Genomic DNA, 12,907 nt, shown 5'->3' on the forward strand with positions numbered 1-12,907 from the left:
GGGTGATGGTCCGCGTACCCTGCGTGATCGTGACAGTCACCGTGCTGCCTACAGACGCATCGGTCGTCCCGGTAATCGTCGGCGTCGTGTCGTTCGTATTATCAGGCGCACTCACCGTGATGATCGGTGCAGTCGCGTCCACGCTGCCAGGGTCAGTCGCCGTGCCAGTATTCCCGGCCGTCGTCACTGACGCGGTGGCTGTGTAGGCACCGTCCACCAGGGCGTCCGTGCTGGGCACCGTGACGCTGTAGGTGCCGCCCGCCTGCACGGTGGTGGTCAAGGTGATGGTCCGCGTACCCTGCGTGATCGTGACAGTCACCGTGCTGCCTACAGGCGCATCCGTCGTGCCAGTGATCGTCGGCGTCGTGTCATTCGTGTTATCAGGGGCACTCACCGTGATGATCGGTGCAGTCGCGTCCACGCTGCCTGGGTCAGTTGCCGTGCCAGTATTCCCGGCCGTGTCCGTCGTGCTCGCGGTCACGCTGTAAGGACCGTCCACCAGGGCGTCTGTATTCGGCACCGTGACGCTGTAGGTGCCGCCCGCCTGCACGGTGGTGGTCAAGGTGATGGTCCGCGTACCCTGCGTGATCGTGACAGTCACCGTGCTGCCTACAGACGCATCGGTCGTCCCGGTAATCGTCGGCGTCGTGTCGTTCGTATTATCAGGCGCACTCACCGTGATGATCGGTGCAGTCGCGTCCACGCTGCCAGGGTCAGTCGCCGTGCCAGTATTCCCGGCCGTCGTCACTGACGCGGTGGCTGTGTAGGCACCGTCCACCAGGGCGTCCGTTCTGGGCACCGTGACGCTGTAGGTGCCGCCCGCCTGCACGGTGGTGGTCAAGGTGATGGTCCGCGTACCCTGCGTCATCGTGACAGTCACCGTGCTACCTACAGGCGCATCCGTCGTGCCGGTAATCGTCGGCGTCGTGTCATTCGTGTTGTCCGGCGCCGTGATGGTCACGGTCGGGGAGACACCGGGGTCGTTGATGGTGCCGGTGCCGGACGCGCCCGGGCCACTGCCCACGGTGGCCGTCAGGCGGTAGGTTTCCGTACCTTCAGGAGCACCATCGCCCACGGTGGCAACCCGCACCTGAAAGGTCGTCATGTTGGCCGGAACAGCCACATTGAACATGCCGTTCGTGCCTGGCGTAATGGCCGTCCAGGTCGTGCCGCCGTTGGTGCTGTACTCCATGGTGCCGGTGTCGCTGCCGATCGTCGCGGTAACCCCCGCGAGGGTCAGGTCGACGGTCGTCGGTCCGGTGGTCGCCGCGCCGCTGAGCGTCACGGCATGCGTGAGGAAGGTGCCCTCGGTGCCGCTGGGGCTGCTCACACTTGACACGGTCGGCACGAAGTCGTTGATCGTGCCGGTGGCACTGGGGCTGGGCACAGTGGTGGTGGACGGCGTGCTTGCGGTAATGGTGTAGGTTTCGCTGCCTTCGCTGTACAGATTGTCCTTGACCGTATGGATCCGAAACTGCACGGTGTTGCTGGGGATGGTGGCACCCGCCGGTAGGGTGATGGTATAGGAGGGGCCAGGGCCGCTCGCCGTCACCCACGTTGTCCCCCCGTCCAGGCTGTATTCAGCGCCGGACGTATCGGTGCCGATGGTGGCCCCGCTGCCGGTCAGAGTGACGGTCAGGTTGGTGTTGGCCAACCCGTTCTGCCCAGCCAGGGCGATCTGATGCACGATCGGTGTTCCTTCCGAAGCTGTCCCGGTGCTCACGCTGGAGACGGAGATGCCATTAGGGGAGACGGCTGGCGACAGGATGCTCGCCCACGTAACGTCACCAGCAGCGCGTCCGAGTGACTTGTCGTTGATCCCGCCGATGTCGGAGTTGATGGCGTTGTTCTGGGTGGAGGTAGACACCGCGTAGCGCAGAGCTGTTTCCGACGTGATGTTGATGCTGCGGACTGTGAGGAAGAAGTTCTGGAGGTCGGCAAAGTTGAAGCTGAAATTCAGGAAGTAGTCGGTATCGCTGTCCCCGTCGATGTTGTTGGTGGTCCAGTGGGGGTCGTTGGTGGCCGATACCGGACCGTAGAAGTAATTGCTGGCCGTCTCGGTGAAGAGCGTATGGGGAATGATGGAGGTGGTGTTTGGTGAGGTGTTGGCGCCCGTGCCGGTGTCCCACAGCCGCAGGCCGCTGGGGTTGCCCTGATTGTCCACCCCGATAAAGGCGTCCATCCGGCCATCGGCATTGGCGTCGATCCCGACATACACGACATCTGCAAAGCTGGTGCTGGTGCCGTCAATCCGCACACGGTAGGCGATGGTGTCGTCGGCTTCCGAGGCCGTGCCCTTGTTGTCATAGTTGGTGTACAGCAGGCCGTGGGTGGCAGTCCCCAGCAGATCGGGGCCACCATTGGCCTGACGATCGTTGGCGCTGTCGTACTGGGCGCCGATCAGCACGGTGGTCCAGGGGGTCTTACTGGTGAAATCGGTGGTGGCAGCCCGACCGGTGCCAGCCGCACAGAGCAGCAGGGCGGACAGCAGCGCGGTGCGGGGCGTCCATTGGGCGCGGCGCTCGCCTGTAGTCCCCGGACGGGAGCGGGCGCCATTGCGGCGCGGGTTCAGGTCCCTCACTTGTTCCCTCCCAGGGAGTCGTCGAGGGTCAGATCAAGACGCAGATACAAACCCTGCTTGGTGTAGGTGTTGCTGATGCCCGTAAAGCCCACCGGGTTGTAACCGGCCGTCAGCCAGGTGCCGGGCAGCACACGGTAGCTGCCTTCCAGACCAAAGCCGGTCACAGTGGTCCCGGTGGAGGGATGCGAGAGGATGTGTCCCCAAGCCCCCAGACCAACGCGATCAGTCACGTAATAGGTGCCGCTCAGACTGCCCTGCACGGTAAAGCTGCCGGCGTCATTCAGAAGCGTCCGGCTATCCATCCCGGCCCGCACGGCGAAGCGCGGCTGGTGGTAGATCGCTGCGAGGCTGCTGCTCAGTTCCGGCTGGCCGCCAGCCAGAGTGCCGTCCACGTAGCGCACGGTTCCCAGGCTGTCAATGTTGCGGCTGCGGTAGGCGTACCCGGCCGCGAGGCGCAAACCGGCCTTCCCTGCTCCGAATTCGGCCAGTCCGTCAGCACTGAGGGTCAGGTCGTTGCTGACACTGCCTGCCGCCCCGCCGCGCACGACCACCCCAAAACCGGCGGGGTTGTACACCACGTCCGTGCCGAGCGTGGCGCTGAGCCGCTCGGTCTTGTACCGGAGATTGGCGCCGGCGGCGGCCTGGTGGGTTCGAGTGGTGGCGTTGGTCTGAGCGCTGCCGTACAGGCCCAGCGAGGTGGTGTCATTCAGGGGGAGGGTGGTGCTGACCCCGAAGCGGGCGAGGTTCCCGCCGCCACTGGCGGTCGGCAGTTCGTAGGCGGCGGTGTAATCCACGCCGTTGACGCGGCTGTCTACGCTCAAAACAGTGGCGCCACCAACACCCCAGGTGTACCGGCTGGTCACGCCGAAGGTGGTCTCACCGCTCAGGCGGTAGCGTACTCCCAGGCTACTTTCCGGGGCGACGTTACCGCTCAGTGGTTGGGCATGCGAGAGGTCCACGCTCAGAGGCTCGCGTCGGTAACCCACGCGACCCACCGCACTCAGCCCCTGCTGATCTCCAAAGCTGTAGCGCAGTCCGGCACCAACCTGGAAGGGGTCAAGCTGATAGACCAGTTGCCCGTCCGCCTGGCCCTGGTGAGTGACAACAGTGCCGGCCTTGCTGGTCTCGTGGCGGTACTGGGCCGTCACCTGGGCATCCAGCCGCTCAGTGAGTTCTGTGGTCACGCTGGCGGCAGCGCTCAGCCCTGGCGTCCCTTTGCCCAGCCCCGCGTAGGCGATGTCCTGGTAGCGCACGCTGGCTGAGGCGGCCGTCTGGCCGAAGCGGGCCCCGAAGGAGCCCTGGGCCAGCAGACCGTCGGAGGACGCCAGCAGGGCATCCACGTGCAGCTGCCCGTCGTCATAGGCCGCGCGAGCGCCGACGGTCGTCTGATTGTCGAGGTGGACCACAGCCGCGCCCAACAGGACGTGACTGGTCTGATACTTCGTCTGCACGCCAAAGGCCAGGTCGCGCTGGCCAAGCGGCTGGCTGAGGCGGTAACTGGCTTCTACGTACTGCTCGCCAAGGTCAAGGTCATAACGTGATAGGGGACGTGTCAGGGTGACGAGGCCGCTGTTGAGATCCAGCTGGTAATCGGCATTGCGGACCAGTACGGTACGCGAGCGTTCCTCGCCGGTCACGCGGTCCAGGGTCACCCAGGTCAGGGTTTCACTTCCCGGGCTGATCTGGCCGCGCGCCAGGCGCAGCAGGCGGGTGCCGTCGGGCGTCACGCGCTCGCCGGTGATCAGGTCGGTGGGCACCAGGGCCACGAAACCGGAGACCTGCGGGTTGCTGCGGGTCGACGCGCTCAGGGCCGTGATCTGGGCACCGAATGGCAGAACGTCGACAGGCAGCGGGCCGTGGCGGTACTGCACTCCAAAAGCCGGGTGCTCGTAACGGAAGGCCACGGGATCGCTGCCCTGCAATGGCACGCTGGTTACGCTGGCGTCACCGGCGATAGTGAAGCGCTTGAGGGTGTCCAGATCTGTTGGCAAGCCGTCTTTATCAGCCGTGACCTTCAGGTGCCCACCCCCCACCTCGGTTTCCAGGCTCGCGCGGGCCTGCCAGGAGAGGTCGTCCGCGCTCAGGCTGCCGTCCAGGCCCAGCGTCGCGCTGAGGACCCCAACGCCCACGGTGGTTCGTTCAGTGGTCACTGGGAAGGTCGCGGTGCGCAGCAGCTCTCCCTGGGATACGGTCAGGATCACTTCACCCGCACGGCTCTGTGGCGCAAACTCCAGCACGCCCAGGCCGCCCTCGAGCCTCAATTGATGGCCGGTCTGCCCAGGAACCGCGTCCGGGCTGGTGGGCGTCCGGTCACTGGCGACCGTCACTGTACTAAGGTTGGTGGTGCGGCCGCTGGCGTCCACGGCGCGGACCTGAACCCTCAGTGGGGTGCGGCCGTCCGCGATGAGGGCCAGCGGGCTGAGTTCCAGGGCCTCGGTAGGGCCGACACGGTACACCGTGATCTGGTCGGTGCCATGCTGGAGCAGGTTGGCTCCGGGCCGGAGCGGCACCCCGATATAGGTGCGCAAGGTGCCACCGCCGGTCAGGGTGGCCTCTTCGCCCACCAGCGTCGCTGGCACCGGGGCACCGTTGACCATCAGCGCCTGCGCCTCTGGGCCCGCGTCGGTGACCGTGACGTTCACAGCGTCACGCACCTGCACGTCACTCCCGTCAAGCGGCAGGCGGATGCTCGACGCGTTTTCAGCCGGTACAGCAACACTCAGAGACCCCAATTGGGCCAGGTCCGGTGTGCCGCTCACTGGTAACAGGAGGCCCGAAGCGTATCCGGCGGCAACAGCCGGCGTCCCGAGGGCTGGTAAGGCGCCGGCGTGCGAGAGCGTGAAGGTCAGGACGCCGCTGGGCGCGCGCTCAACGGGCACCTGCCAGACCAGACCGCGGGGTGTAGAGGCCGGCTCGGGCAGCGGCCGGCCGTTCCAGCGGCTGCTGCCACCCTGGTAGGACGTGCCTGGTGGCAAGGCCTGGACGACGAGCAGAGACTGCGCGCCAGCGGGCATGCTGAGGGTCAGACTGACCTGACTGCGCAGTTCTTTGTGGGGCGCGACGGTGGCTGGCACTGCTGTGGGCGGAGTCAGCGTTTCCTGCGCGGCGGCCACCTGGCCAGCGGAGAGGAGCAGCGTCAGAAGCGTCAGGACGCTTGCTGGAATAGGGGGCTTCACGTTCACTTCCTCCAGGTGAGGCTGGGAATGGTCGTTACGTCGCCAGGATTGCCTGTCCAGGTGAAGCGGTAACTGAAGGTGGTGTCCCCGGGAGGCAGCATGCCGGTCCAGGTGTTGCTGCCCGCGCTCAGGAGGGCGCCGGGGGGCAGCGGGTCGGTGATGCTGGCCCCACCAGCGGGGCCAGTGTTGCGTGCCTTCACCTGCACGAGGTAGGAGCCACTCTCGAGCGTCACGGTCTTGTCCAGGGTGACACTCTCGAGGGTCACGCTGATCTGGCGCGTGGCGCTGACCAGGCTGACCGGGGCGCCCAGGGGGAAGTCCACGGTGCTCAGGCCGCGCACCTGAACCGTGCGGGTGCCGCTGAGGCCACCGTCGTCCGGGGTGGGCAGGGGGCGGAAGGGCACGCTGGCGGGGTCGAGGCGCAGGGCGTGGGTGCCCATCGCGACATTGGTGAAGCTATAGCGGCCCTGTGCGTCAGTACGCACCTCGCGCCCTCCGGCGAGCAGAATGCGGGCGAGGGGGACAGCTGTGTCGACGCCTGCGTCGAACATGCGGTTGCCGTTGGTGTCGATAAAGACGCGCCCGACAATGTCGCCCACCGGCGCGAAGTTCAGGGGGCCCTGAACCTTGGCGGTGGCCGCCGCCTGGGCTGAGGCGAAGGCGGCCGAAGCGCCACTGACCGTGCGGCCCTGCGCGGTCACGGTGTTGCGCACCTCGGTGCCAGCCACAGGTGAAACCCGCATGGCGTATGCGATGGTGGCGCTCGTCCCGTCGGCCAGACTGGGCACCGTCCAGATCAGGGCCCCATTCTGGGCTACTGGGTCGGCGATCGGTTGGCCGTTCAGGCTGCTGGTGCCCGGGATGTAGGACAGACCTGCCTGCGGGGTATCGGTGACCTTGATGTCATGAAGGGTCGTGCCGGGAAAGCGGTTGGTGAGGGCCAGGGTATAGGTCAGGCGGTCACCGATGACCACGACCGGACGGTCTACCGTCTTGGTCAGGCCCAGCGAGCCTACGCGCAGCAGCGCGACATTGTTGCCGTCCTGCGTGCCGTCCGGGCACGAGGCGGTGAGGTTGACGTTCACGTCGCCGGCTACGGGCACGCGGCCGATCACCAGCAGCAGGTGGGCAGTCTGATTGACTGCGAGCCGCACGCTGTGCACGGCTCCCTCGCCGGCGTCGGCCTGTCCGTTGCGGTTGCTGTCAAGCACGACCTGGACATCGGGCAGGGCCGCGCTGCCCGGCAGCACGGTGCCCCGGACGGGCACGTCCACCGCTGTCTGGCCATCGTTGCGCAGGGTATATGAAAATAAGCCGCTACTGCCGGGCAGCGCGGTGTGCATCTGGCCGGGGGCGGTGACGGTTCCGTCCGGGGTAACCGAGACAGCGCAGACGGGAGGGTCCACCTTCACGACGGCGCGACTGAACTGCAATTCCAGCTGCGTGGCATTTTCCTGCACGGTCACGGGAGTCCGGTCTCGCAGCAACTGGCCGGTCGCAGCGGGACTGGCCGCGTATACGCTGCCCGCCGGGGCGATAGCCGGGACCTGAAGCACCTGGATAACTGGACTCAGGCCCTCGTCGGCTGGGGTCCCAGGGTCATTCCAGCGGAGGGCCACGCGGGTCACCGGGCCGGCGGCACGTTCCGGCGCCGACAGCAGGCCGTCACCGTCAGTGTCGAGGTAATAGGCCACGGCATGACCAGTGCTTGGACTGCCGGTCGCCACGCTGGTCAGGGTCACGACCTGATCCGTGTTGCCGGAGTTGACTAGGGTATAGGGGGTCAGCAGTTCGCCGCCAGGTCTGACGTCGGCCTCGTAGCCGGCAGGTAACGGGCCCGTGGCACTGTTGCCGATGGTGCGCCCGTCGCGCCCGTCGCGGTACACCGTATCGAACCCTGGCATGGGCAGGACAGTCGAGGTCACTGTGCGCGACAGGACTGCTGGGAGACTCTGGCCTGTGGTGTTCTTGAAGGTGGCCGCGGCCTGGTTAGTCACAGTCGTGCCGGCCTTGGTGCTCTGCGCCGCAGCAGCGCCCAGCAGACAGACACTGAGGAGAAAGGTGGTTCGCTTCTTCACATTGACGCTCCTAAACATGCAGGCGATAACGCTTCCATCAGGTTCCTGGTCCTGGCAGGGTTCATCGCTTCTTAACTTTATTGACCGCCTTCTCACGTCTGCCTTACAGTGTCAGTCGTCCTGAACCCCTGTACAGTCTGGAAACCAGCGGCTTGGGCAGGAATCTCTGAGGCTTCCGGGCCCGTCCTGCCAGGAAAATACCCATGGGCGCAGTCGGCCTCAAGTGGGCTGAGGTGGGTCAGTTCACCGTGCTTCTCTATGCCTTCAGCGACGACCTGGATGCAGGGTTGGGGGACTCCCTCACGTACAGGGCTTTCTTCGCGCGCTCACGCAGGACCAGCAACCCCTGGCATCCACTCAATGACCGCGGGTCCGCCACCAGACACGAGGCCTTGGAAGGAGGACCGTTCACACGGAGGGAAACATCCTCAAAAACATGCGCTGGTTGGTGAATTGACCGCTGTCAGTCCCGGAGGGTGTACCGTACCCGCGCACCGTACGCATCATCCCGGATCCATTCATGTCCCGCAGTTTGCTCCGCAGGTTCGACATGTGCGCGTCCATGACCATCCGCCCTCCGGAAGGTTCCCCTGCCAAGCGTGAGCTATCAGTTACTCCCGCTGAAAAAGTTTCCCCGGTTCCTGAGCAAGCACCGACAGCAGATCGAATTCCCGGGGCGTCAGCGCCACCCGCAGCTCCTGGCGATCCAGCCGCAGCACCATGTCCCCCACCTTCACTTCCGGCTCCATCCGACCTCCGGGGTGCACGTAAAGTCTTCAATGATCAGAAGGCGTCAGGCCATCACCTTTCCAGCAAAACGGGAGCCTGATCCTCTGGAGTGTAAGGGTAAGTGTGCATTTCGAACACCGCCGGACTCAAGCCGCACCGGGCGGGCAGTCTTTCGCAGGACAGCAGGATCGCTCAGGGCCCAGACGTGCCGGTGACGTCGGTCGATGCGGCGTGACTTCCTTGGACGCGGGTGAGGTCCGCTTCCGACCCACACTGCGCCTGACGAATCGAACTTTCCTGCGTGATGCGGAATGTCCGGTAGGTACCTTCGTCAATCGTGACGAGGTGCGCGGTGATCCTTCCCAGCTGGAACGCCACAAACCGCACCGGCGTGCAGGGGAACGGTGTGACCTCTGAAGAGGAGTTTTCCTTGTCATGGGCGCATATCCCTTAGCTCAGACGCGATGATCTGGGCGATGTCCGGGTCGTCTTCGATCATGAGGATGGTCTGCGGCATGCGGGAGTACTCCCTGAAGCTTCATTGATGGGACGCGCCGCTGTGGAAGACGGGCAGTGAGCGGGGCGGTCAGCTGATCACCAGGGTCCGAAGACGGGGGTGGGCCCGCGAAGGGTTCCGCAGCCGGTCACGAGGACCATCCGTAAGGAAACGCTTCTGGCCAGATCAAGCTGGAACGGTTTACGCTGACCTGGAATGGAGTTTCACGTCCTGATGGTCGAAGATGACGAGGCCGACGTCCTGCTGATGAAGGTCGCCCTCGAACACGCTGATTGCGACCTGCACCTGCACGTGGTTCCCGACGGGCCCGACGCTCTGGCGTTACTCGACCGGCATGAACCATACCAGAACGCGCCTACCCCGCAACTTGTGCTGCTCGACGGCCACATGCCCCGCATGCGTGCCCCCGAGGTGCTGGCCCATGTGCGCGCCCGCTGGTGTCACCTGCCGGTCGTGGTGTTCAGCGGTTCGACCTTCGAAGCGGAGGTCCAGGAGAGCCTTCAGGCGGGCGCGAACGCGTACGTCACCAAGCCTGTCAGGCTCGACGAATACACCCAGGTCGTCCAGACTCTCCTCACGTGCTGGTGTCCTCAGCTTGCTGTCCCTAACACGTAAATGCACACAGTAGGAGCTTTTTCCCGCTTGTGAACCACTGCTGACGTCCGCGTGCCCGGGGTGCCCGCTCCCTTCAGCTGGCTCCTGACCTGACCACAGCCTGCCATCATTCTGTTTCCTCCTTTCGAGGTTTCCATGCCCAATGACACGACTTCACTGGTTACGCTTGACACCATCCGCACGGCGCACACCCGGATCCGCCCCCACGTCGTCCGCACCCCTCTGGTGCCCTTCCCCCTTGAGGACTTCTGGCTGAAACCCGAAAGCCTGCAACCCACCGGAGCCTTCAAGCTGCGCGGCGCGTTCAACGCCATGTTGTCTCTCACCCCAGAGGAGTGTGCGCGCGGTGTCGTGGCGCATTCCAGCGGCAATCACGCCCAGGCGGTCGCTTACGCCGCCCAGCAACTCGGAATTCCTGCGGTGATCGTCATGCCCGACAACGCCCCGCAGATGAAGCTGGCCATGACCCGCGCGTTCGGGGCTGACGTCGTCATCGTCGGCCCGGCCAGCGAAGACCGCACGCGCAAAGCAGAAGCGCTAGCGGCTGAGCGCGGCCTGACGCCGATTCCCCCCTACGATGACGCCCGCATCATCGCCGGCGCGGGCACCGTGGGTCTCGAAATCCTCGAGGACCTTCCTGACGTCGGCACCGTGCTGGTCCCTGTCAGCGGCGGCGGGCTGATCTCCGGAGTCGCCGCTGCCCTCAAGCAGCAGCGGCCCGAGATCCGTGTCATTGGCGTCGAACCGGAAGCTGCCGCCGATGCCCGTGACAGTTTGCGCAGCGGACAGCTCGTCACGTACGCCGCCGAGCAGGTCGGGCAGACGCTGGCCGACGGGTTGCGGGTGCAACAGCTCGGTGAGCTGAACTGGGCCCACGTGAAAGCCTTCGTCGATGACATCATCACCGTCAGTGAGGGCGAACTGCGCCGCGCTGCACGCGACGCCACCCTGCGTACCCGTCTGGTGACCGAGCCCAGTGGTGCCGTGACCATCGCCGCGGCCCTGTACCACCGGGGGGAGCTCAGCGCGACCGGCCCGCTGGTGGCCATCCTGAGTGGCGGCAACCTCGATCCCAGTTTGCTGGTGGATCTGCTCACCGGTGGGGATGCGTGATGGCGCACAAACCCTTGCAACTCACGGTGCTGGATGACGCGACCATCCGCGCCCTCCTGACCTGGCCGGACGTGATCGACCTGATTGACGCGGCCTTCGCCGCAGATGCGCGGGGCGGAGTGACTGTCCTGCCGGTCGTCGGGCACAGCCTGAATGGGGGCCGGTACAGCATCAAGACGAGCCACCTGCAACTTGGGGAAGGTGAGGACGCCCTGGAGGTGTTCGGTCTCAAAATGGGCTCTTACTTTCCTGGGAATGCGGCGCGTCACCTGCCCACCCACAGCGCGGCCATGCTCCTGGGCGATCCACGCACCGGACAACCGTCGGCGCTGCTGGCCGCGAACGCCATCACCGAGTACCGGACGGCCGCAGCAGGAGCAGTGGCCGCGCGGCACCTCGCGCGGGCGGACGCCTCGGTAGTGGCCTTATTCGGGACCGGCGGTCAGGCCCGCGCGCAGCTTGAAGCCCTGAGGCAGGTGCGGCCCGTGCAGGAAGTGCGGGTCTGGTCACGCTCGCACGAACGGGCGGAGCATTTTGCTCAGACGGTGAGGCTGCCTGGAGTAACCCTGCGTGCAGTGCGTGACGGTCAGGCGGCCTGCGACGGTGCGGACCTGGTGGTGACGGTAACACCGGCTGAGGTGCCGATCGTCTTGCGCGACTGGATTGCCCCGGGCACGCACGTCAACGCCATGGGGTCCGACGCGCCGGGCAAGCACGAACTCGACCCGGCCCTGCTGGCAGCCGCCACGGTGGTGGTGGACCGGCAGGCCCAAAGTCTCGCCATGGGCGAACTGCAACAGCCTGTCGCATTGGGCCTGCTGAACCCAAATGACATCTATGCGGAACTGGGGGAAGTCTGCGCGGCGTTGCGGCCTGGTCGTCAGTCTGACGACCAGATCACGGTGTTCGACTCGACTGGAGTGTCGTTTCAGGACACGGCTCTGGCAGGGATGGTGCTGCGCCTTGTCCGGGGGCAGCAGGCTGTGAGGACGGTGCTGCTGTAGGTAGGCACACGAGCTTTAGAGTTTGTTCTTAGGACGCGCATTCCCTGTTGATCCGCGCCCCCACAGCGTCTTTCCTTTCCACTGTGACCTGAGCAGCAGGGGAGAGGAAACTGGATTTCCCGGATACCGGCGGGCTGGCACTGAGTGCCAGCCCAGGAACATGCAAAGGCAGGGCCAGCGTGCGCACAGGCTGGTGTGAGGCGAGTTCGCTGATCCTCCTGGCACTCTGCCTGGGCGTGTGCTGGTGAGGGGAGAGGAGGAGTGGGGTCAGCTCACAGCCGTCCGCCTGGAGTGCCCTTGACACCCCTGACGTGCGTAGCGTGGATTCACCCCTCACGGTACAGTCCTCCTATGAACCTCCTGGCCGTGCTCAGCCACCCTGACGACGAATGTGGCTGCGCCGCCACCCTCGCCAAACAATGTTTGGCCCAGTGATACCAGCACCGTCAGCTTCGGCGGCTGAGCCCTTGAGCCATTTCGGCTGGACATGGGACGCCAACCCTCACGCGTCAGGTCAGGCAGACGGATCTTCCCGACGCTTCACCTCACTCTTTCCACTATCGCCTGGGTGCGACAGAACAGCACGCTGAGTTCTTTCGGTGCAAGCGGGCAGGCTCAGCGGAACACCCCGTCAAGGGCGTCTTGCGGTCCCTCTTGCGCTGTTGTTACGCAGCCTTCCTACGCTGAATTCAGACATTCAGAACCCAAGGAGGAACCATGACCCGCACCCTCACCCGCCCGTCCCGGCCTGACACCGCCACCATTGAGCGCGCGTTCCGCGACTTTCCCGAACACCTGTTCCGTGACCCGGAAGTGGTCGTGGAGCATGACGACGCCCTCCTGCTCGCTGTGAGTTTCGCCCCGGCGCCGGACCTGAACCTCGTGTACGGCGGGTACACCGGCCCGAACGCGCTAGAGCGTCTGACGGCCACGCTGGCACGACTGCGGGCCTGGAACGTGCCCTTCCTGTGGTTGGTTTCCCCCGCGGCTGCTGACCAGAGCGCGGCACTCACGGCGCGGGGCCTGCCCAGGGTGGCTGACCTTCCCGTCATGACCCTCGACCTCGCCCACCTGAAACTGGCAGACGCGCGGGT

At 65.5% G+C, this 12,907-nt stretch carries 8 protein-coding genes; 4 read left to right on the forward strand and 4 right to left on the reverse strand.

The features are described from left to right. From IEY49_RS19745 to IEY49_RS19760, 4 genes are all read right to left on the reverse strand, one after another. Nucleotides 1–2,581, reverse strand: a 2,581-nt coding sequence (locus IEY49_RS19745) for a beta strand repeat-containing protein (RefSeq protein WP_229780935.1), incomplete at its 3' end; no start/stop codon positions are given. Next, nucleotides 2,578–5,757 carry a TonB-dependent receptor gene (locus tag IEY49_RS19750; protein WP_229780936.1) on the reverse strand — a complete coding sequence of 1,060 codons (3,180 nt, stop codon included), beginning with the start codon at nucleotides 5,755–5,757 and terminating at the stop codon, nucleotides 2,578–2,580. The genes IEY49_RS19745 and IEY49_RS19750, both read right to left, overlap by 4 nt. A 2-nt stretch (nucleotides 5,758–5,759) precedes the next feature. Next, a complete protein-coding gene (locus IEY49_RS19755; RefSeq protein ID WP_189011911.1) occupies nucleotides 5,760–7,835 on the reverse strand; it encodes a DUF11 domain-containing protein in 2,076 nt (691 codons plus the stop codon). A gap of 611 nt (nucleotides 7,836–8,446) precedes the next feature. Further along, nucleotides 8,447–8,584: a helix-turn-helix domain-containing protein gene (locus IEY49_RS19760; RefSeq protein WP_189011913.1), complete on the reverse strand. Its 138-nt coding sequence runs from the start codon at nucleotides 8,582–8,584 to the stop codon at nucleotides 8,447–8,449. Between the two features lie 692 nt (nucleotides 8,585–9,276). Between IEY49_RS19760 and IEY49_RS19765 the strand changes: the two genes are divergently transcribed. The 4 genes from IEY49_RS19765 to IEY49_RS21300 all read left to right on the forward strand — a co-directional run. Next, nucleotides 9,277–9,696: a response regulator gene (locus tag IEY49_RS19765; RefSeq protein ID WP_189011915.1), complete on the forward strand. Its 420-nt coding sequence runs from the start codon at nucleotides 9,277–9,279 to the stop codon at nucleotides 9,694–9,696. Between the two features lie 135 nt (nucleotides 9,697–9,831). After that, a complete protein-coding gene (locus IEY49_RS19770; RefSeq protein WP_189011917.1) occupies nucleotides 9,832–10,809 on the forward strand; it encodes a threonine ammonia-lyase in 978 nt (325 codons plus the stop codon). Next, nucleotides 10,809–11,813, forward strand: coding sequence for an ornithine cyclodeaminase family protein (locus IEY49_RS19775; RefSeq protein ID WP_189011919.1), 1,005 nt, complete (start codon nucleotides 10,809–10,811; stop codon nucleotides 11,811–11,813). The genes IEY49_RS19770 and IEY49_RS19775 overlap by 1 nt, the downstream gene beginning before the upstream one ends. A gap of 717 nt (nucleotides 11,814–12,530) precedes the next feature. Continuing rightward, a partial coding sequence (locus IEY49_RS21300) for a hypothetical protein (protein WP_194505921.1) occupies nucleotides 12,531–12,907 on the forward strand: 377 nt, incomplete at its 3' end.

It is taken from the genome of Deinococcus malanensis (assembly GCF_014647655.1).
Classification (GTDB): Bacteria; Deinococcota; Deinococci; order Deinococcales; family Deinococcaceae; genus Deinococcus; species Deinococcus malanensis.